Annotated in this window: 22 protein-coding genes; 6 read left to right on the top strand and 16 right to left on the bottom strand. The window is 66.7% G+C overall.

Annotated features, from left to right (window positions below):
• Positions 1–27 precede the first annotated feature (27 nt).
• The 3 genes from JQT59_RS20050 to JQT59_RS20040 form a co-directional block, all read right to left on the bottom strand.
• Positions 28–2,301 carry a polyribonucleotide nucleotidyltransferase gene (locus JQT59_RS20050; protein ID WP_213571709.1) on the bottom strand — a complete coding sequence of 758 codons (2,274 nt, stop codon included), beginning with the start codon at positions 2,299–2,301 and terminating at the stop codon, positions 28–30.
• A 313-nt stretch (positions 2,302–2,614) separates the two neighbouring features.
• On the bottom strand, positions 2,615–2,884 hold the full coding sequence (gene rpsO / locus JQT59_RS20045) for a 30S ribosomal protein S15 (RefSeq protein WP_213571708.1): 270 nt from the start codon (positions 2,882–2,884) through the stop codon (positions 2,615–2,617).
• Between the two features lie 111 nt (positions 2,885–2,995).
• On the bottom strand, positions 2,996–3,970 hold the full coding sequence (locus JQT59_RS20040; protein ID WP_213571707.1) for a bifunctional riboflavin kinase/FAD synthetase: 975 nt from the start codon (positions 3,968–3,970) through the stop codon (positions 2,996–2,998).
• Between the two features lie 164 nt (positions 3,971–4,134).
• On the opposite strand from JQT59_RS20040, the gene JQT59_RS20035 reads away from it, so the two are divergent.
• Positions 4,135–4,848 carry a metal-dependent transcriptional regulator gene (locus JQT59_RS20035; protein ID WP_109330819.1) on the top strand — a complete coding sequence of 238 codons (714 nt, stop codon included), beginning with the start codon at positions 4,135–4,137 and terminating at the stop codon, positions 4,846–4,848.
• A 1-nt stretch (position 4,849) separates the two neighbouring features.
• On the opposite strand, the gene truB is transcribed toward JQT59_RS20035, so the two are convergent.
• From truB to rimP, 11 genes are all read right to left on the bottom strand, one after another.
• Positions 4,850–5,764, bottom strand: a complete 915-nt coding sequence (truB, locus tag JQT59_RS20030; protein WP_213571706.1) for a tRNA pseudouridine(55) synthase TruB — start codon at positions 5,762–5,764, stop codon at positions 4,850–4,852.
• A 35-nt stretch (positions 5,765–5,799) separates the two neighbouring features.
• Positions 5,800–6,453, bottom strand: coding sequence for a 4'-phosphopantetheinyl transferase Npt (npt, locus tag JQT59_RS20025; RefSeq protein ID WP_213571705.1), 654 nt, complete (start codon positions 6,451–6,453; stop codon positions 5,800–5,802).
• Complete coding sequence (locus JQT59_RS20020) at positions 6,450–7,379, bottom strand: metallophosphoesterase family protein (RefSeq protein ID WP_109335170.1); 930 nt, start codon at positions 7,377–7,379, stop codon at positions 6,450–6,452. The genes npt and JQT59_RS20020 overlap by 4 nt, the downstream gene beginning before the upstream one ends.
• A 68-nt stretch (positions 7,380–7,447) precedes the next feature.
• On the bottom strand, positions 7,448–8,830 hold the full coding sequence (locus JQT59_RS20015; RefSeq protein WP_502939718.1) for an MATE family efflux transporter: 1,383 nt from the start codon (positions 8,828–8,830) through the stop codon (positions 7,448–7,450).
• 12 nt (positions 8,831–8,842) lie between these two features.
• Positions 8,843–9,844 (bottom strand): DHH family phosphoesterase, encoded by a 1,002-nt coding sequence (locus JQT59_RS20010; RefSeq protein ID WP_213571704.1) that lies wholly within the window; start codon positions 9,842–9,844, stop codon positions 8,843–8,845.
• A 10-nt stretch (positions 9,845–9,854) separates the two neighbouring features.
• A complete protein-coding gene (gene rbfA, locus JQT59_RS20005) occupies positions 9,855–10,343 on the bottom strand; it encodes a 30S ribosome-binding factor RbfA (protein WP_109330825.1) in 489 nt (162 codons plus the stop codon).
• Between the two features lie 115 nt (positions 10,344–10,458).
• On the bottom strand, positions 10,459–10,749 hold the full coding sequence (locus JQT59_RS20000) for a DUF503 domain-containing protein (protein WP_109330827.1): 291 nt from the start codon (positions 10,747–10,749) through the stop codon (positions 10,459–10,461).
• 102 nt (positions 10,750–10,851) lie between these two features.
• Positions 10,852–13,851, bottom strand: a complete 3,000-nt coding sequence (gene infB, locus JQT59_RS19995) for a translation initiation factor IF-2 (protein WP_109330829.1) — start codon at positions 13,849–13,851, stop codon at positions 10,852–10,854.
• 105 nt (positions 13,852–13,956) lie between these two features.
• Complete coding sequence (locus tag JQT59_RS19990; protein WP_213571703.1) at positions 13,957–14,310, bottom strand: YlxR family protein; 354 nt, start codon at positions 14,308–14,310, stop codon at positions 13,957–13,959.
• A gap of 44 nt (positions 14,311–14,354) precedes the next feature.
• Complete coding sequence (gene nusA / locus JQT59_RS19985) at positions 14,355–15,386, bottom strand: transcription termination factor NusA (protein WP_109330833.1); 1,032 nt, start codon at positions 15,384–15,386, stop codon at positions 14,355–14,357.
• On the bottom strand, positions 15,383–15,955 hold the full coding sequence (rimP, locus tag JQT59_RS19980) for a ribosome maturation factor RimP (RefSeq protein ID WP_213571702.1): 573 nt from the start codon (positions 15,953–15,955) through the stop codon (positions 15,383–15,385). The genes nusA and rimP overlap by 4 nt, the downstream gene beginning before the upstream one ends.
• A gap of 207 nt (positions 15,956–16,162) precedes the next feature.
• Between rimP and JQT59_RS19975 the strand changes: the two genes are divergently transcribed.
• The 5 genes from JQT59_RS19975 (at position 16,163) to JQT59_RS19955 (ending at position 19,287) form a co-directional block, all read left to right on the top strand.
• Positions 16,163–16,696, top strand: a complete 534-nt coding sequence (locus tag JQT59_RS19975; protein ID WP_213571701.1) for a hypothetical protein — start codon at positions 16,163–16,165, stop codon at positions 16,694–16,696.
• Entirely contained in the window at positions 16,693–17,136 is a 444-nt protein-coding gene (locus tag JQT59_RS19970; RefSeq protein WP_213571700.1) for a ferritin-like domain-containing protein, read from the top strand. Before JQT59_RS19975 ends, JQT59_RS19970 begins: the two co-directional genes overlap by 4 nt.
• A 114-nt stretch (positions 17,137–17,250) precedes the next feature.
• On the top strand, positions 17,251–17,736 hold the full coding sequence (locus JQT59_RS19965) for a nuclear transport factor 2 family protein (protein ID WP_213571699.1): 486 nt from the start codon (positions 17,251–17,253) through the stop codon (positions 17,734–17,736).
• The gene (locus JQT59_RS19960) at positions 17,733–18,560 is read left to right on the top strand and encodes an SDR family NAD(P)-dependent oxidoreductase (protein ID WP_213571698.1); all 828 of its coding nucleotides are present in this window, start codon (positions 17,733–17,735) and stop codon (positions 18,558–18,560) included. The genes JQT59_RS19965 and JQT59_RS19960 overlap by 4 nt, the downstream gene beginning before the upstream one ends.
• Positions 18,561–18,666: 106 nt before the next feature.
• Positions 18,667–19,287 (top strand): FHA domain-containing protein, encoded by a 621-nt coding sequence (locus JQT59_RS19955; RefSeq protein WP_213571697.1) that lies wholly within the window; start codon positions 18,667–18,669, stop codon positions 19,285–19,287.
• Here JQT59_RS19955 and JQT59_RS19950 read toward each other — a convergent pair whose 3' ends face one another.
• On the bottom strand, positions 19,288–20,250 hold the full coding sequence (locus tag JQT59_RS19950; RefSeq protein WP_213571696.1) for an alpha/beta fold hydrolase: 963 nt from the start codon (positions 20,248–20,250) through the stop codon (positions 19,288–19,290). It abuts the gene before it with no gap.
• A 213-nt stretch (positions 20,251–20,463) separates the two neighbouring features.
• Positions 20,464–20,925, bottom strand: coding sequence for an Hsp20/alpha crystallin family protein (locus JQT59_RS19945; RefSeq protein WP_213571695.1), 462 nt, complete (start codon positions 20,923–20,925; stop codon positions 20,464–20,466).
• Positions 20,926–20,980: the final 55 nt, after the last annotated feature.

Below are 20,980 nucleotides of genomic sequence, written 5' to 3'. Positions count from 1 at the left end.
GGCCGCTCGGCAGGAGCCGGGAGAGACCTACTTCTCGGCTGCCTGCTCTTCGTCCTGCTCGGTGGCCGGCGCAGCGCCGTCCTCCTCGACCGGGATCAGCGAGATCTTGCCGCGGTTGTCGATGTCGGCGATTTCGACCCTCAACTTGGAGCCGACGCTCACGACGTCCTCGACCTTGGCAATGCGCTTGCCGGAGCCCAGCTTCGAGATGTGCACCAGCCCGTCGCGGCCGGGGAGGAGCGACACGAATGCACCGAAGGCGGTGGTCTTGACGACCGTGCCCAAGAAGCGCTCGCCGACCTTCGGCAGCTGCGGGTTGGCGATGGCGTTGATCATGTCGATCGCGGCCTGCGCGGACGGGCCGTCCGTCGCACCGACGAACACGGTGCCGTCATCTTCGATGGAGATGTTGGCGCCGGTCTGCTCGGTGATCGAGTTGATCATCTTGCCCTTGGGCCCGATGACCTCGCCGATCTTGTCGACGGGCACCTTGATGGCCGTCACGCGCGGAGCGAACGGGCTCATTTCGTCCGGAGTGTCGATGGCCTCGGCCATGACGTCGAGGATCGTCGCACGCGCATCCTTGGCCTGCGACAACGCGCCGGCGAGGACCTTCGACGGGATGCCGTCGAGCTTCGTGTCGAGCTGGAGGGCCGTCACGAAGTCCTTGGTGCCCGCGACCTTGAAGTCCATGTCACCGAAAGCGTCTTCGGCACCGAGGATGTCGGTGAGGGCCACGTAGCGGGTTTCCCCGTCGACCTGGTCGGACACCAGACCCATGGCGATACCGGCAACCGGAGCCTTCAGCGGCACACCGGCGTTGAGCAGCGCGAGCGTCGACGCACACACCGAACCCATCGAGGTGGAACCGTTGGAGCTGAGGGCCTCCGACACCTGGCGGATGGCGTAGGGGAACTCCTCGACACTCGGCAGTACAGGCATGAGTGCCCGCTCGGCCAGCGCGCCGTGTCCGATCTCGCGGCGCTTCGGCGAACCGACACGACCAGTCTCTCCGGTGGAGTACGGCGGGAAGTTGTAGTGGTGCATGTACCGCTTGGTGGTCTCGGGCCCGAGGCTGTCGACCTGCTGCGCCATCTTCACCATGTCGAGGGTGGTGACGCCCAGGATCTGGGTTTCGCCACGCTCGAACAGCGCGGAACCGTGTGCCCGCGGCACGAGGGCGACCTCGGCGGAGAGCGAACGGATGTCCGTGATTCCACGGCCGTCGATGCGGAACTGGTCGCGCAGGATGCGCTGACGTACCAGCTTCTTGGTCAGCGAACGGAACGCTGCGCCGAGTTCCTTCTCACGTCCCTCGAACTTGGGTGCGACCTGCTCGAGCACCTCGACCTTGACCTCGTCGGTCTTGTCGTCGCGCTCCTGCTTGCCGGCAATGGTGAGTGCGGCACTCAGCTTTTCGGCGGCGGCCTCTTCGACCGCGGCGAACACGTCGTCCTGGTAGGCCGGGAAGACGGGGAACTCGCCGGTGGGCTTCGATGCCTTCGCCGCGAGCTGCTGCTGAGCGGTGCACAGCCGCGCGATGAACGGCTTGGCCGCCTCGAGGCCCTCGGCCACGATCGCCTCGGTCGGCGCCTGAGCGCCGTCCGCGATCAGGGCGATCACGTTGTCGGTGGCCTCCGCCTCGACCATCATGATCGCGACATCGGCGTCGTCACCGGAACCGGAGACGATGCGGCCGGCAACGACCATGTCGAAGACTGCGTTCTCGAGCTGCTCGACCGTCGGGAATGCCACCCACTGGCCGGCCTTGTTCTCCGCCGAGGTGATGAGCGCTACACGCACACCACCGACAGGACCGGAGAACGGCAGGCCGGCGATCTGGGTGGACGCCGACGCCGCGTTGATGGCGACCACGTCGTAGAGGTCCTGCGGGTTGAGGCTCATCACCGTGACGACGACCTGGATCTCGTTACGCAGGCCGTCGACGAATGACGGGCGCAGCGGACGGTCGATCAGGCGGCAGGTGAGGATGGCGTCGGTGGAGGGCCGGCCCTCACGGCGGAAGAACGAGCCGGGAATGCGACCGGCCGCGTACATCCGCTCCTCGACGTCCACCGTCAGGGGGAAGAAGTCGAAGTGCTCTTTGGGGTGCTTGCTGGCGCTGGTGGCCGACAGCAACATGGTCTCGTCGTCGAGGTAGGCGACGACGGCGCCGGCGGCCTGCTGGGCGAGGCGGCCGGTCTCGAATCGAATGGTGCGGGTGCCGAAGGACCCGTTGTCGATCACGGCGGTGGATTCGAACACGCCCTCATCGATCTCTACTGCGGAGTTCTCTGTCATCTTTTCTCTTCACTTCCCTCTCGTCTTCGCCGTACCCGCGCGGGCGTTCTCACCCTCCTGGCGAGAACTGCGCACCTGAGGGACATCCCCCTCTCGAGATCTCGGGATGTCGCTGTGCGGAGGCGGCCGTCGATCGAAGTCCCCCGGACCGTGTCCGGACGACCACTACCGAAGACCGACACCACATTCTCGGGTGCATACGGTAGTGCTGCCCTACGGCAGCGAACGCCGATAGCCAGCGAGGCCCAGTCTAAGCAAGGCCACGCCGGCTACCGGAGTGATTGGCGATCGAATGATCGCCGTGCCACGAAACTCAGCGACGCAGGCCGAGACGCTCGATCAGCGAGCGGTAACGCTCGATGTCGACCTTCTGGACATACTTGAGCAGACGACGACGGCGTCCGACCAGCAGCAACAGGCCGCGGCGGGAGTGGTGGTCGTGCTTGTGCATCTTGAGGTGTTCGGTGAGATCGACGATGCGCTTGGTGAGCATGGCCACCTGCGCCTCCGGCGAACCGGTGTCGGTCTCGTGCAGGCCGTACTCGCCCAGAACCTGCTTTTTCTGTTCGGTGGTCAATGCCACTGTTTTCACTCCTGGTAATGACGTTCGCGTGAAAGGATCGATATTCGACGCGGCCACCGCGAACCGCAGCGCACGCCAGCGGACTACTTTACCAGCTGAAATGCGGCTCGATTACGTTGCGCTGTCCGAAGCGGACAGGATTTCGCGCGAGCGCTCCGCGTCGCGCCCCATCGCGACGATCAAATCGTCGACGGAGTCGAATTTTTCCATCCCGCGCAACCGCTCGACCAGGTCGACAGCGACATGCTGGCCGTAGAGGTCGGCCTCACGATCGAGAACGAAGGCCTCCACCGTGCGGGTGCGGCCCGAGAACGTGGGGTTGGTGCCGACCGACACGGCCGCCATGTAGCGCTCCCCCGAGGTGACCGTCCCCAGATCGACGCCGTGCCCGAGCACGGTGAACCAGGCTGCGTAGACCCCGTCCGCGGGGATGGCTGCGTACATCGGAGGCGCGACATTGGCCGTCGGATAACCGAGCTGACGGCCGCGACCGTCCCCGTGGACGACGACCCCCTCTACCCGGTGGGGCCGGCCCAGGGCCTCCGTCGCGGCGGCCATGTCACCGGCATCCACGCACGAACGGATGTAGGTGGAGGAGAAGGTGACGGCGTGCTCGGCGAGCAGCGTGACGCCGTCGACCGCGAACCCGAACCGGTCGCCGATCTGACGCAGCAGGTCGACGTTGCCCGCGGCCTTCTTGCCGAAGGTGAAGTTCTCACCGACGACGACCTCGGCCACGTGCAGACGCTCCACGAGAATTTCGTGGGCATACCGCTCCGGCGTCAGCTTCATGAATTCGGCGGTGAACGGCATGACGCAGAACACGTCGATCCCGAGGTCTTCCGCGAGTTCGGCGCGGCGGGCCAGCGTCGTCAACTGGGCGGGATGACTGCCCGGGCGAACCACTTCCATGGGATGTGGGTCGAAAGTCATGAGCACGCTGGGTATTCCACGCTTGCGTGCAGCCGACACTGCCCGGCTGATCAGTTGGGCGTGACCTCGGTGCACGCCATCGAATACGCCGATCGTGAGTACACAACGACCCCAGTCGGCAGGAACCTCGTCGAGACCACGCCATCTCAGCACGACTGGCAGCCTACGGTGCGGCGCGCCGATGTTCATCTCCGGACCGGCCGGTCCCCCGGGATCGTGTAGGCGGACGTGCCGTCACCTCGCCGTTCTTCCCCCGCGAGTCCGCCTTCGAGGTGTGTCGATGTGTCTGTCCGGTAAGACTTGCCTAAGCTCGGGGCGTGGCCGGAAACAAAAATGACCAGATCGCGACCGAGGACACGGCATCGGAGACCGGCTCCTTGTCGGCTGTGGCGCAGGACTACCTCAAGGTCATCTGGACCACCGGGGAGTGGTCGCAGGAGCGGGTGTCCACCAAGTTGTTGTCCGAGAAGATCGGCGTGTCGGCGTCCACCGTGTCGGAGGCCATCAGGAAGCTGTCCGATCAGGGGCTGGTCGATCACGCCCGCTACGGTTCCATCGCACTCACCGAGGCGGGCAGGGTAGCCGCCATCGGAATGGTCCGTCGCCACCGGCTCATCGAAACGTATCTGGTGCGCGAACTGGGGTACGGCTGGGACGAGGTCCACGACGAAGCGGAAATACTGGAGCACGCCGTGTCCGATCTCATGATCAACCGGATGGATGCCAAGCTGGGACACCCGGAGCGGGATCCCCACGGTGACCCCATCCCGTCGGTCGACGGTTCGGTTCCGACTCCCCCGGCCCGCCAGCTGAGTCACTTCGCGAACGGCGAAAGCGGCCGGATCGCGCGGATCTCCGACTCGGACCCGGCCATGCTGCGCTATTTCGATTCGGTCGGAGTAGCACTGGACGTCGAAGTGACGGTGCTCGAGCGACGCGACTACGCGGGGACGGTGTCAGTCCGGCTCGACGCCGGTCCGGACTCCGTCGAACTGGGCAACCCGGCGGCCCAGGCCATCTGGCTGGTGTGAGCTATCTCAGCGTCGCCGGACGAACCACCATCACCGAACTGGCACGCTTGCCGCGCTCCTGCAGCAGTGCGATGGTCGACCCGCCCGGGTCGATGGCGGCGTACACACCCTTGATTCCGACCGGCTCGAGCCACCGGCCCTGACTGATCGACTCGGCCTCCGCAGCATCGACGAGTCGGTGCGGGAACGCAGTCTGCGCTGCCGCGTCGATGTCGAGGCTGACCGCCGGCTCCTCGGCCAACTGTTCGAGGGTTCGGGCATGGTCCAGTGTGAATGGCCCGACTCGAGTTCGCCGCAACCTTGTCAGGTGACCGCCCACCCCGAGCGCGGCGCCGAGATCGCGGGCGAGAGAACGAATGTAGGTGCCGGACGAACATTCCACCTCGACATCCAGATCGACGAACGTGTCCTCGTCGCGTCGCGCGACCACGTCGAAGCGGGACACCGTCACCGAGCGCGCCGCCAGTTCCACTTCCTCGCCCGCACGAATCCGGGCATGGGCGCGTTGCCCGTCGACCTTGATGGCGCTGACACTCGCAGGAATTTGCGAAATCTCGCCCGTGAGGAGCGCCACGTGTGCGGCGATCTCCTCGTCTCGCACAGCAGAGGCATCGGCCGACGCCAGAGTCTCGCCCTCGGCGTCGTCGGTGGCGGTCGACTGCCCCAACCGAATAGTCGCGGTGTACGCCTTCGTGGTCAACGCCAGAAGCCCGAGCATCTTCGTCGCCCGCTCCACACCGAGGACGAGGACGCCCGTCGCCATGGGATCCAAAGTGCCCGCATGCCCGACTTTCCGGGTTCCGAGGAGTTTGCGGCACCGCGCCACGACATCGTGGCTGGTGATCCCGGCGTCTTTGTCGACGATGAGCAGACCGGCACCGACGAGACCGGACGAAGGCTTTTCACGCGCAGGCACGTGTTCCGATTCTGCCAGCCCGGCAAGCGGCACTCTCACTGCACCGCAATTGTTGTGATGATGAGGCCGTCCGACACCATCCAGCGTCCGTCGAACGACGCCAGCGGCGGCCCGTCGAGGGTCTCCCCCGAAATGAGCAGATTTGAATGAAAGGTGCCCGTGCCGCCGTCCGTGGCCTCGAAGGTGATGTGTGCGTCCTCGAAACCCAGCCATCTCCCGGTGAGCGGGAACCATGCCTTGTACGTCGCCTCCTTGGCACAGAACAGCAGCCGGTCCCAGTGCACCGAGTCGTCCGTCCCCGACAGCCACTTCCGTTCCACTTCGAGGCTCACCGCGTCGAGCACACCCTCGGGCAGAGCCTCGTGCGGCTCGGCGTCGATTCCGACGGACCGCACCTGCATCGCATACCCGAGCACGGCGCCGCGGTAGCCGTCACAGTGCGTCAGACTTCCGACGACGCCGCGAGGCCACACCGGCGCGCCTTTCTCTCCCCGGAGAATCGGGGCAGGGTCCACACCCAGCTTCGCCATGGCCAGTCGCGCGCAGTGCCGGGCGCTGGTGAATTCGCGGCGGCGTTTCTCGACCGCCCGCCCGATCAGCGCCTCCTCCTGCGGATGCGGACGCAAACCCGGTGGGTCTTCGAAGAGCTCGGCAGACGCCACACCGGAGGGCAGGATCCTCTCGATCACAAAGTCCCCCTCGCCCGCATCTTCTCCACTTCCGCCTCCTGCTCGGGAGTCACCTTGAAGTGACCGCCCCACTTGTTGAGCGTCCCCGGCGGATACTCCGGCACCGGCATGATCTGGCGGAGCAGTTTCTCCGGAAGGCCACGCCGCTGCCACTCCCTCGGATAGCCGAGAGAGACCTCTTCGAACCGCACGCCGTCGTAGTAGGTGGTACGCGGAATGTGCAAGTGCCCGTACACCGCACAGACCGCGTTGTACCGGGTATGCCAGTCCGCCGTCATCTCGGTGCCGCACCACAACGAGAATTCCGGGTACCACAGCACCTGGGTCGGCTCACGCACGAGGGGAAAGTGGTTGATCAGCACCGTCCGGGTGCCGGCGGGCAGCGCATCGAGGCGCTCCTTCGTCGTCTCCACGCGGTGACGGCACCACGCATCCCGGGTGCCGTACGGCTCGCTCGACAACAGGAACTCGTCCGTCGCCACCACGTTCTTCTCCCGCGCGATCGCGAGGCCCTCCTCCTTGTTGGCCGCTCCGGCGGGCAGAAACGTGTAGTCGTAGAGAAGGAACATCGGAACCAGCGTGACCGGGCCGTCCTCTGCCTCCCACACCGGAAACGGATCCTCGGGAGTGATGACGTCGATCTCGCGGCACATCGTGACCAGGTAGTCGTAGCGCGCGACGCCGTGCATCTGGACCGGATCCTTGGCCGTCGTCCACAGCTCGTGATTGCCGGGCACCCAGATGACCTTGGCGAACCTGCTCCGAAGCAGCTTCAGGGCCCAGCGAATGTCGTCGGTCTTCTCGGAGACGTCACCCGCGACGATCAGCCAGTCCTCCGGGGAATCCGGGTAGATCTCCTCGGTGATCGGGCGATTTCCCCGGTGTCCGACATGGGTGTCGCTCACGGCCATCAACTTGGCTGCCACGTCCACTCCCCTTCCCGATCTGTTTCCTTGTCGATCGCTCGCTTCACCGGTTCGCGTTTCACTCCGCGTCAGGACTCGGGGCACCGGACCTGAAGGTCGGCACCGGTCACCGCCCAGCGGCCGGTGCCGACGCGCCAGACGACCGCCAGCATCCGAAGCACTATGAACACGGTCAACCCCGTCCAGATTCCCGCCAGACCCCAGTCGCGGAGCATCGACAGCCAGATCAAGGGCAGGAAGCCGACCAACGCGCAGGCCAGCGTGGCATTCCGGAGAAACACGACATCTCCCGCCCCGAGAAGCACACCGTCGAGAGCGAAGACCACTCCGGCCACGGGAATGATGGCAACGAAGAACCACCACACCACCGCCATGTCGTCCAGCACCGCAGTATCGGAGGTGAACAGGCGGGGTACGACACTGTGACCGAGCGCGAACATGAGCGCCAACGCCGACGCGAAGAGCGTGGACCACCGCGTGATACGCCACGAGAGGCGGGTGGCCCCGCGGGCGTGCCCCGCGCCCAATGCGGCACCCACCAAGGCCTGTGCCGCGATCGCGAGGGAATCCAGGGTGAGTGCGACCAGATTCCACAACTGCAGGACCACCTGATGTGCGGCGACAGCTGCGGCCCCGAACCGGGATGCGACTGCGGCTGCCGAGAGGAAACACGCCTGGAACGCCAGACTCCGGAGGATCAGGTCCCGGCCGAGGATCATCTGAGCCCGCATCACGCCCCACCGCGTACGCAGCGGCACTCGTTCGAATACCAGCGCACCGACGAAGAGACTGGCCGACACTGCCTGGCCGATCACATTCGCCACGGCCGAACCCTCGAGTCCGAGGCGCGGGGCGCCCCACAGTCCGTGTACGAGCAGCGGACAGGCGATCGCCGACACGACGAGGCCCGCGATCACGAACCGTAGGGGCCGCACGGTGTTCTGCATGCCGCGCATCCAGCCATTGCCGGCCATCGCGATCAGGATCAACGGGGCGCCGAACACGGCGATGCGCAACCAACTCGCCGCCGCGTGCGCGATGTCGGAGCCACCGGCGATCGCCGAAGTCACGGGACCGGCCAGCAGATGAACGAGCGCGACCACCGTCACGCCGATGATGAGCGCCAGCCACGTCGCCTGCACCCCCTCGCGGACGGCACCACGCTCGTCGCCGGCACCGTGCATCCGCGAAGCGCGGGCCGTGGTCCCGTAAGACAGAAACGTCAGCTGGGTGCTGACCTGCGCCAGGATCAGTCCGCCGACCGCAAGACCCGCGAGTGCCAGCGCACCGAGCCGTCCGACGACAGCGATGTCGAACAGCAGATAGATCGGTTCCGCGGCAAGCACCCCCAGTGCCGGGAGCGCAAGACCGAACACCGTGCGGGCAGCGACATCGCCCGAAACCTTCGTCCCAGCCGTTACATCGCCCGTGCTCTCCGAGACTTCCGCCAACTGACCCGAACCTCAGCCGAGCGACTCGACGAGTGACGCCACGATCTCGTCGACGGAGGTGACTGCGGTGTACCCGGCCGCGAACCGGTGTCCGCCGCCGCCGAGGTATCCGGCGACGAGCGAGACGTCCACGTCGGACTTGGAGCGCAGTGAGACCGACCAGGTGCCGTCTGCGGCCTCTTTCAAGACCGCGGCGACCTCGGCCTCCGAAGTGGTGCGGACGATGTCGATGACGCTTTCGATTTCTTCGGAGCGCAGACCCCGCACATCGGCCTGTCGGATGACGGCATAGACCAGACCACGGCCGCCTGCGGCGCCGGGAACGAATGTGGCTGATCCCAGCACCGTGGACAGCATCGGCAGCCAGCCGAAGGGATGGGTGTCGAGCAGCCGCCGGGCGATCCGGGCACCGTCTATACCGGTCGCGAGTAGCCGCTCGGCGAGGGTGTGGGTGCCGGGCTGGACCCAGCGGAACGAACCGGTGTCGGTCACGAGGCCGGCGTAGAGGCAGTGCGCGAGGTCGGCGTCGATCTCCACGCCCCACAGGTCGAACATCTGAGCCAGGACTGCAGTGGTCGATTCCGCCGACTCGTCCACCAGGTTCATCCGTCCGAACCGGGTGTTGGACCGATGGTGGTCGATGACGAGCGTCTCCGCCGCATCATGGAGGCGGCCGGCGAGCGTGCCGAGCCGTCCTGCGCTGCCACAGTCGACGGTGACCAGCAGATCGACGTTTCGATGCACCTGATCCGCCGGCACCAGCAGGTGGGTGCCGGGCAATTCGCGCATCGACTCGGGCAGTTCGTCCGGAGCAGCGAACGCCACCTGCACCGGGATACCTTTGCGCTCGAGAACCAATCCGAGCGCAAGGCCGCTGCCGATGGTGTCGGCATCGGGCTGAACGTGACACAGAACCGTCACCGACGTCGCGTTCTCGAGGACGGCGACCGCCTGCGGCAGATACACCTCTTGGCGATCGAGATCAGACAGGGACGTCTCCTGAGTGTGGGTCATGTCGTCGGCGTCAGTCCGCCTGGCGGGAACCGGACGGCTCGTCGACATCCACGTCGTCCGAGTCCTCGGTTCGTGGCTCCTTGTACGGGTCCGGGTCTCCGGCCGGGGACGCCGCGGCAGCGACACGGGCGACCTCGTCGTCCGCGGCACGAGCGCGGGCGAGGAGTTCTTCCATATGACGGGCGGTGTCCGGCACGGTGTCCGCGACGAACGTCAGCGTCGGCGTGAATCTCACGCCGGTACCGGCACCGACCTTGGAGCGCAGAACACCCTTGGCCTTCTCCAGGCCTGCGGCCGCAGCAGCGAGATCGGGTTCCGACTCGAGGTCGGCGCCCATCACGGTGTAGTACACGGTCGCGTCGTGGAGGTCGGCCGTCACCTTGGTATCGGTGATGGTCACGAACGCCAGGCGGGGGTCCTTGATTTCGTGATCGATTGCCGTCGCAACAATGGTGCCGATGCGCTTGGCGAGCTTGCGTGCCCGGGCGGGATCCACCATGACAATCAGACTCCTCTCCCTGGCCGCTCGATAAGTTGTGGTCCTACTTTTGCTCTGTCTTTCTCATTCTGCACGCCGGGGCGTCGTGACGACCCGCCGGGCAGGGCATACCGAGTCAGTCCTCGGGCCCGAAAATTCTCCGCCGCACGGCGAGTAGTTGCAGCTCCGGCAGATCTGCAACATGCCGCTCGCAGGTGTCGAGCACTTCGTGTACGTGATCGACGGCCGAGCTCGCCATGGTGACGCCCAGCATCGACCGGCGGTACCGATCTTGTTCGCCGGTTTCCGCGGCGGACACACCGTAGCGACGCAGCTCCGCGAGAACCGGTTTGACCATTGCACGCTTCTCTTTCAGAGATCGCACGTCACCGAGCAAGATGTCGAGCTCGAGCGCACCGACGTACAACTTTCCTCCTTCGGGGAGACGTGCGCTTCTCCGGCCGAACCAGTCGGCCGGAGAAGCGCACGCCGGATAACGCTGCTACGTCACCCCACTCGAAAAGGGAGATCAGTCACGCGGCTTTTCCCGAAGCTCGTAGGCCTCGATGACGTCACCGACCTTGATGTCGGTGTAGGTGACCGTCAAACCGCACTCGTAACCCTCGCGTACCTCAACGACGTCGTCCTTCTCCCGCTTCAGCGAAGAGATGGTGACGGTCTCGGCGACAACCGTGTTGTCACGCAGCAGCCGGGCCTTTGCATTGCGACGGATGCTACCCGAGGTGACGAGGCAACCGGCAATGTTGCCGACCTTGGACGAGCGGAACATCGCGCGGATCTCCGCCTTGCCCAGCTCGACCTCTTCGTAGATCGGCTTGAGCATGCCCTTGAGGGCCTTCTCGACCTCGTCGATTGCCTGGTAGATCACCGAGTAGTACCGGATGTCGACGCCCTCGCGGTTCGCCAACTCGGTCGCCTTGCCCTCGGCGCGCACGTTGAACCCGATGATGATCGCGTTCGACGCAGCGGCCAGGTTGACGTTCGTCTCGGTGACGCCACCGACACCACGGTCGATGACGCGCAACTGCACCTCGTCGTCGATCTGGATGCCGTGCAGCGCCTCCTCGAGTGCCTCCACGGTTCCGGAGTTGTCACCCTTGAGGATGAGGTTGAGCTGCGACGTCTCCTTGAGGGCCGAATCGAGGTCCTCGAGGCTGATCCGCTTGCGGCTCTTCGCGGCCAGAGCGTTGCGCTTACGCGCATTGCGCCGGTCGGCGATCTGACGGGCGATGCGATCCTCGTCGACCACGAGCAGGTTGTCGCCTGCACCGGGGACCGACGTGAAACCGACCACCTGCACGGGACGTGAGGGCATTGCCTCGAGTACGTCCTCGCCGTGCTCGTCGACCATCCGGCGCACACGGCCGTAGGCGTCGCCGGCGACGATCGAGTCACCGACCCGCAACGTTCCACGCTGGATGAGCACGGTCGCGACGGGTCCGCGTCCACGGTCGAGGTGCGCCTCGATAGCGACACCCTGTGCGTCCATATCCGGGTTGGCCCGCAGGTCGAGGGCAGCATCCGCCGTCAACAGCACGGCGTCGAGCAGTGCATCGATGTTGGTGCCCTGCTTCGCCGAGATGTCGACGAACATGGTGTCTCCGCCGTATTCCTCGGCCACCAGCCCGTACTCGGTGAGCTGCTGCCGGATCTTGTCCGGGTTCGCGCCTTCCTTGTCGATCTTGTTCACCGCGACCACGATCGGCACATCGGCCGCCTGGGCGTGGTTGATCGCTTCCACCGTCTGCGGCATGACGCCGTCGTCGGCGGCGACGACCAGGATCGCGAGGTCGGTGGCCTTGGCACCGCGAGCACGCATGGCCGTGAAGGCCTCGTGACCGGGGGTGTCGATGAACGTCACGAGACGCTCGTTGCCGTCGAGCTCGGTGAGCACCTGGTAGGCACCGATGTGCTGCGTGATACCGCCGGCCTCGCCCTCACGGACATTGGCCTTACGGATCGTGTCGAGCAGGCGGGTCTTACCGTGGTCGACGTGGCCCATGACGGTGACCACCGGCGGACGGGACATGAGGTCCTCTTCGCCGCCTTCGTCTTCACCGTAGGTGAGGTCGAAGCTGTCGAGCAGCTCACGGTCCTCGTCCTCCGGGCTGACGACCTGGACGACGTAGTTCATCTCGCCGCCGAGCAGCTCGAGGGTCTCGTCGTTGACGGACTGGGTAGCCGTCACCATCTCACCGAGGTTGAACAACGCCTGCACGAGGGCGGCCGGGTTCGCGTCGATCTTCTCCGCGAAGTCCGAAAGCGAAGCACCGCGAGCGAGGCGAATGGTCTCGCCGTTGCCACGGGGCAACCGCACGCCACCGACGGCGGGCGCCTGCATGGAGTCGTATTCCTGGCGCTTCTGACGCTTGGACTTGCGCCCACGACGCGGGGCGCCACCGGGGCGACCGAACGCGCCCGCTGCTGCACCGCGCTGACCGGGGCGTCCACCGCCACCGGGACGGCCGCGGAAACCACCTGCGGGTGCGCCGCCACCGGGAGCACCGGCACCGGCACCGGGGGCACCGCCACCGCGGTAGCCACCGCCGCCGCCCGCACCGCCGGGACGCCCACCGGGAGCGCCGCCGGGACGGCCGGGACGACCACCACCGGGAGCGGGACGAGCCGAGCGTGCCGGCATCGCGCCGGGGTTCGGACGCGGAGGCATCGAACCGGGACTCGGACGAGGACCGCCCTGACCCGGAGCCGGACGAGGACCACCCTGACCCGGAGCCGGACGAGGACCACCCTGACCCGGAGCCGGACGAGGACCACCCTGACCCGGAGCCGGACGAGGACCGCCCTGACCCGGAGCCGGACGAGGACCGCCCTGGCCCGGAGCGGGTCGAGGAGCACCGGGACGCGGTGCGCCGGGAGCCGGACGCGGCGCCGGACGCTCGGCCGGAGCCGACGAGTACGGGTTGTTACCGACACGCGGAGGCTTGGGGCCCGGTCGCGGCCCACCCGGCTTTGCGCCGGTGGACGGAGCCGCGGACGCACTGGCGGCCGGAGCCGACGGCGCAGCGGGTGCCGGCGCGGCCGGAGCCGGGCGACCCGGCTTCGGCGCATTGCTGATCGGTGCACTGCTGGTAGGTGCACTGCTGGTGGGTGCACTGCTGCTGGGAGCTGCCGGAGCCGCTGCTGCGGGCGCCGCCGGAGCCTGCGCCGCAGGCGTGGCTGCGGGAGCTGATGCAGCCGGGGCCGCCGGTGCGGGTGCTGCCGGAGCCGGAGCTGCCGGCTTGGGGCCGGGACGGGGTCCGCCCGGCTTGGCCGACGTCGTCGACGGTGCGCTCGGCGCCGGCGCGCCGGGCTTGGCCGCCGGGCGTGCCGCTGAATCGGGCGACGAAGACTTCGGGAACGACTCCCGCAGACGTCGGGCAACGGGCGCCTCCACTGTGGAGGACGCCGACTTCACGAACTCGCCCTGCTCCTTGAGCGTTGCGAGTAGTTCTTTACTTGTGACACCGAGTTCTTTAGCCAACTCGTGCACGCGGGCCTTGCCTGCCACTGCTCTCCTCACTGATGAGGTCGAGCAGGAGGCTCCCCTGACAGGGGCCCGCACGACCTCGGGTTATCTCCGATGGACGATCATCGCTGGTGCTTCACGGTGTGCTCATGAGTGCTTGTGCCTGTTCTGTTCGAGAGGTACTGCTCTGCGTGTGCGTTCTGCTCGTACCCAATGTTCGATCTCTGACGTATCCACACTTCCGGTGACTCGCAGCGCTCTGCCGAAGGCTCGGCGTCGCTCCGCGAGACTCAGGCAAGCCTGATCGGGGTGCAGCCACGCACCTCGTCCGGGAAGCCTACGTCGTGGGTCGGGAACGAGTATATGGCCTTGCGGCCCACTCTCACTTACCACGACCCTGAGCAGATCGAGAGCCAGCGCGCGCTCTCGACATCCAATGCACGTCCGTACCGGCGAACCGGCACTGGCGCGCGTGAAGTCCGGGAGCTCATGCTGAACCATTGACCACTCTACCGCTGACTCGCCCCGATCTCCGCATTCCACGCTCAACGAGTGGTCGCGGCGGGTCCGTCGGCCGACTCCGGGGTGGGCGCCGCATCACTGCGGATGTCGATCCGCCAACCGGTCAGGCGCGCAGCCAGACGGGCATTCTGCCCTTCCTTGCCGATCGCGAGGGACAGCTGGAAGTCGGGGACGACGACTCGCGCCGCGCGCGCATCCGGATCCACCACTGTGACGGACACCACCTTCGACGGCGACAACGCGTTGCCGACGAACCGGGCGGGATCCTCGTCGAAGTCGATGATGTCGATCTTCTCGCCGGCGAGTTCACTCATCACGTTCCGCACGCGCTGGCCCATCGGGCCGATGCACGCCCCCTTCGCGTTGAGTCCCGAGACGCGCGACGCGACGGCGATCTTCGACCGGTGGCCCGCTTCCCGCGCCACGGCGATGATCTCCACCGACCCGTCCGCGATCTCCGGAACCTCGAGCGCGAACAACTTCCGGACGAGATTCGGATGTGTCCGGGAAAGGGTGATCTGTGGTCCGCGCTGCCCCCGCGACACCCCCACGACGTAGCACTTGAGACGCTCGCCGTGCTCGTAGGTCTCGCCGGGAACCTGCTCGGCGGGCGGTATCAGCCCCTCGGCACCGTTGGCCTCGCTGCCGATCCGCACGACGACCATGCCTCGGGAATTCGCCCGCGTGTCGCGCTGGATGACACCGCCGACGATCTCACCCTCGTGGGTGGAGTACTCACCGAAGCTCCGCTCGTGCTCGGCGTCGCGCAGGCGCTGGAGGATGACCTGACGCGCGGTGGTCGCCGCGATGCGGCCGAAGCCCTCCGGAGTGTCGTCCCACTCCTCGCCGACCATGTTGCCGTCCGCGTCGACGTCGTGCGCCATCACGCGCACGATGCCGCTTTTCGTATCGACGTCGATCCGCGCATGATTCTTGTGGCCCTCGGTGTGCCGATAGGCCGTCAGCAGCGCCGTCTGGATCGTCGAGATGACGGTTTCGATCGAAATGCCTTTGTCAGCCTCGATGGCGCGCAACGCCGCAATGTCGATATTCACTTGTCCAACTCCTCTGCTACTTCTTCCTCTTCCGATATATCGGAGTCGGACGGCGACACCCGACCCTCGGGTATTCCACCTGCGAGCTCCAACTCTCGCGGGTCGGGCTTCGAAAACTCCACCTGCACAATGGCTTTCTCGATGTCCGACACGGATACTCGGCGAACCTCCGGCCCGGAGCGCGACCCGATCACCACCTCGACTGCGTCGTCGTCCCACCGACCGATCCGGCCCACGACGGTCTCGTTCGGAAGGTCGATGCGCACCTTCCGGCCGCGGGCCCGGCGCCAGTGCCGCTCATGCGTGAGCGGCCGGTCGATACCGGGAGAGGTGACCTCGAGCGTGTACGGAGTCTCCCCGAAGTCGGGAACCGAGTCGAAGACCTCCGAGATCGTGTGACTCAGGCGAGCCACGGCATCGAGCTCGAGCCCGGCGTCGCTGTCCACCATGATCCGGACCGCGCTGTGCTTGCCCGCAAGGTTGACGGCAACGTCCTCCAAGTCGTAACCCTGGCTGTGCACCAGGTCGGAGATGAGCTCCGTCACCCTCTCCTTGGATGGAACCGGCATCGGGAAAGCTCCTCGTTTCAGTTGTCGTTCGTCGGGCGGGTCGTTCGTCGGAAGTCTGGGGCTGCTGTGTCACGTGCTGGGCGCACGCGGCACCGCTACCCGTTCCGACGGGTTCGGGCATCTAAGAGTAACGCTGATCGGAGGCTTCCGTGACCAGCACCGCTCGCCGATTCCCGGCTTCGCCACCCGACCTGGCACCATGGACCGGTGCTCACGCCCACCGCCTCCCGACCGCCGACGTTCGGCCCGGCCGTGTCCCGGCGCGCCGCTCTCCGGCTCGCAGCAGTCTCCGCAGTCGGTGCCACCGGTGTCGCCCTATTGGCGGGGTGCACCGAGGACACGAACGACCGGGCAGAGGTCGATTCCCTCGTCGCCCAGTCGCAGCTTGCCCGACGTGATGCAGCAGGCGCTGCGGCCGCGATCGCACTGCTCCCCGACCGCAGCGCCGCGCTCGACCTCGTCCGCGTCCAGCGCACCGCGCACGCAGACGCGTTGGACGCCGAAATAGCTAGAGCTGCAGGAACTTATCCGGACGGAACGACGCCGACCACCTCGCCGTCCGCGTCCGCGGCACCGACCGTGCCGGTTCCCCCGCCGACATTGGATCAGCTACGCGCCGAACTCGCCGAGTCCCAGCGCAGTGCAGCTGATTCGGCGCGGACTCTGAGTGGCTACCGCGCCGGGCTGTCGGCGTCCATCAGCGCCGCGTGCGCCACCTACCTGGCGGTGGTGCTGTCGTGACCGCTCCTACCGAATCCGAGGGGCGGAGTCTCGCCGACGCACTCGCCGCCGAGCATGCCGCAGTATTCGCTTACGGGGTGGTCGCTGCATTCTCCAATCCGGTTCGTGCGGATCAAGTGGCTGCCGGCGCCGCGGGCCACCGTGCACGCCGCGACGCCCTGATCGACACGTTGACGGCCGCAGAGTTGACGGCCCCGGCCGCCGAGGCGGGTTACACCCTGCCGTTCCCGGTCACCGACCCTGTCTCGGCGGCCCAGCTCGCCGCACGAGTAGAGGCCGATACCGCCATCGCCTGGCGCGCTGTCGTCGAGCACGGCGAGACGGAGGACACGCGGTCGCTGGGTGTCGCCGGGCTGACGGAGTCGGCGATCCGGGAGGCGGGCTGGCGGCTCGCGCTCGGAACAGACCCCACGACAGCGGTCTTCCCCGGCCAACCGTAACCGCGCCCAGGCCCCGACGACCCGGTTCCCGGCCACCGGGATGCGCACACCCACGCGGCTCGTTCTCGGCCTAGCGTCTGAGCCAGGCCACTGGTGGAACGAGAGGACGACGGCGTGGACGATCGCTCGATGGAACGGCGTCTGGACGATCTCGAGAGGGTCGAGGCCATCAAGGCACTGAAGTACCGGTACTGGCGGGCCTGTGACGGAAAGGACCCGGACGCGTTCCGGGCCTGCTTCGTCTCGTCGGGCGCGTCGATCGACTTCGGCGTCCTCGGCCGGTTCGACGACGCTGACCGCATCACCCAGGTGTTCACGGACATTGCACTACGGGAAGTGGACGGTCGGCCGGTCATCCTCGACATGCATCACGGCTTTCATCCCCACATCGAGTTGCACGGCGAGACCGAGGCGTCCGGCGCGTGGACGCTGGCCTTCCGTCAGGTCGATCTGCTCCACGGTACGGAGACGGTGTCCTCCGGCGAGTACGACGACGACTATCGGGTCGAGAACGGTGAATGGCGAATGTCGCGGTGCCACTACAGCGTGAGATGGTCGATAACCCGTCCGCTCACTTCGGACACGGTGGTGGTGCAGTGACCGCCCGCGTTGCCTTGGTCACCGGGGCGAGCCGCGGCGTCGGTAAGGGTGTGGCCACGGCTCTGGGTGCGGCGGGATGGACGGTGTACCTGACCGGCCGGGGCCCCGCACCGGAAGGCAGCCCACTGGTTGCCGCTGCCGAGACGGTCTCCGACTCTGGCGGCACCGGAGTCGCCGTTGCGTGCGATCACCGGAACGACGACGACGTGCGGACCCTGTTCCGTCGCATCGCCGACGAGCAGGGTGGCCGGCTCGACCTGCTGGTCAACAACGTCTGGGCGAGTCCGCGAGGGTTCGGGGGATTCAGCACTCCCTTCTGGGAGCGTCCGCTCGACGACTGGGACTCCCTCATCGGCGTCGGATTGCGGGCCCACTATGTTGCGTCCGTGGAGGCTGCCCGGCTGATGGTTCCGCGCCGCCGCGGCCTGATCGCCAACATCTCGTCGTTCGGCACCAGGAGCCACCTTCATTCCGTCCTCTACGGCATGTCGAAGGCGGGGCTGGACAAGATGGCCAGTGACATGGCCGTCGAGCTGGCGCCGCATGACGTGCGGACGGTGTCCCTGTGGCCGGGGATCGTCCGGACGGAGATGATCCTCGCCAGCGGTGTCGACAGCATCGCGGGATTTCCTGTCGCGGACGCCGAGTCACCGCAGTTCGTCGGTCAGGTGATCTGCGGGCTCGTCGACGATCCGTCCCTCTCCCACCGCAGCGGTCACACCTTCGTGACCGCGGAACTCGCGCGCGAGTACGGAATCACCGACACGAACGGCCGCACCCCGCCGTCCCACCGGGCGGCGTTCGGCGGCGGACCCGTCTTCTGAGCCGCCGCTGTCGATGCGACCGACACCGCAAGCACCCCGCCGCACTTGATCTTGCTCAGCACACCCGCGGCGGGGCAGGATAGGAACGTGCCGAAGGGTTGTCGCCGTGGACCGAGACACTGAATCTCGTCTGAGCTATTCCGATCGGGAAGGTCACCACCACACCGTGGACCTCTCCCTCGAATCGCCGCGCGTCACCATCGGACGATCGCCGGGTTCCGACCTCCCCCTCACCGAAGACGATGAGGTGTCACGACTCCACGCCGTGGTCGAATGCGTGGGCTCGCACTGGACCATTCTCGACGACGGACTGTCCCGTAACGGCACCTTCGTCAACGGCGAACGCCTTGCCGGACGGCGGCGACTACGGCAGGGCGACAGCATCCGCATCGGTGCCACCCGCATCCGCTATCAGGAGTTCGGCGGCGGACCCGACGAGGCAACCCGGATGGGCACCGACATGCCCGACGTCCGGTCTCTCACGGAGACGCAGCGCGGCGTGCTCACGGCGTTGTGCCGGCCCTACAAGCACGGTGCCGCCTTCGCGAATCCGGCGTCGAATCAACAGATTGCCGAGGAGCTCTTCCTCAGCGTCGATGCGATCAAGACGCATTTGAGGACGTTGTTCGCAAAATTCGGGGTCGGGGATCTGCCCCAGAATCAGAAGCGCGTTCGCCTGGCGGAGCAGGCGATGCGCAGCGGCATCATCAACGAACGCGATCTCTGATCAGCCGACCGCCATCAGTTCACGGCCGGAGGCGGCGGGCGCGGTGTGCGCAATCCGCTCGACCAGCCCGATGATCGCGGCTGCCACATCGGCCGCACGTTCGAGAATGACGGAGTGTCCCGCCCCGTCGACACTGACCAATTGCGATGCGGGCAGCAGCGACGCCATGGCAGCGGAGTGCTGGAACGGTGTGAGCATGTCCACCGAGCCGCAGAGGACCAACGACGGGATGTGCGCGAGAGCCGCGAGGGAGGCGCGCTCGTCGAAGCCGAGCAGCGATTCGAGGAAGCTGGACATCGTCACCACGGAGGTCGTGTTGACCATGGCGGCCACCAGAGCGGCGAGCCGTGGGTCGACGGGCCGATTGCGTGCCTCCGCCGCTTTCGCCAGTGCAGTACCGACTGTCCGGCCGAGCTTTTTCGATCCGTGCACGACCCGTGGCGCCCGCCGGACAGCGCTGCGAAGCAACGACACTGCCGGACTGCGCAGATGGCGGGCGAGGCCCGCCTCGGCGAGATCGTATGCGGCCGTCGATATCAGGGCCATCCCGACGATGCGCGAACCGATCGTGTGCGGATTCTGCCGCGCGTACGACAACGCGGTCATTCCGCCCATCGAGTGTCCGACGAGAACGATCGGACCCCGGGGCGCCACCGCGTTCAGCACCGAACCGAGATCGCGACCGAGTTGGTCGATGGTATACGTCGAGGCAGGGGCTTCTCCGGACTCACCGTGCCCGCGATGATCGTAGAAGACCATGCGCACCTCGTTGCGCCAGAAGCGGACCAGCTGCTTGCGCAGCGCCCACCAGGATTCGGTGCGGAGGCAATGTCCGTGGACGAACACCACCGTAGTCGGCGCATCGGGTGGCCCGAACTCTCGCACTGCAAGAGGAATCCCATCTTCTGTCCGGACCGTGAGCCGGCGACCATCGTGCTCGGATGAAACCGGGGTGTTCGACATGAGGGCCTCCTCGGTATCTTCGCTCGGGACGGGTGGAGTGTTACCGCTCCTCGACTGATGTCCACCTTGCCGTCCGGCAACCGAACCCTCCAGCACCCTCAGAGGTGGCGCTCGCCCCCGAAGGTGTCGGTATTTACACCCTTGGTGGGGATGACGACATGGCGAAGCCCCCTCGGAGAGGGGGCTCCCGGGACAATCGTCCACGCCGCTCGATCAGCTCGAGTCACCACCCGCGGGACCGGCTTCGATCGTCCGATGCTCACCGGCACCGAGGCTGGATACTTCGATCCGGCGCGGCTTCGCCCGTTCGGCGACCGGGATGGTCACACTCAGCACCCCGTTCTCGTACGACGCCGAAATCTTGTCGGAGTCGATACCTTCGCCGAGTGACAGCTGCCTCCGGAATGTACCGGTGAACCGTTCCGAGGCGATCCACTGCACGTTCTCCTCGGATTGAGCGCTCCGATGAGCCGTCAGCGTGAGCGTCCCGTTGTCGACACTGACGTCGACCGATCCCGGATCGACACCGGGCAGGTCGGCGTGCAGAACATAGTGGTCGTCGACCTTGTACAGATCCATCGGCATGAATCGCGGGACCCGGGCGGAACCGACCGGAGAGCCGAGCATGCTCTTCGTCATGGATTCGAGATCACTGAAGGGGTCGAAGCGAAGCACAGCAACACACCTCCCACGTCTCCAACGGTGCCCGCCACCGCGGCGGACATCCACC

Origin of the sequence: Rhodococcus sp. USK13 (genome assembly GCF_018343855.1) — a bacterium.
Classification (GTDB): Bacteria; Actinomycetota; Actinomycetes; order Mycobacteriales; family Mycobacteriaceae; genus Rhodococcus_F; species Rhodococcus_F oxybenzonivorans.
Note: the sequence above shows the minus strand (reverse complement) of the source record. Positions and strands in the feature narration are given on the sequence as shown.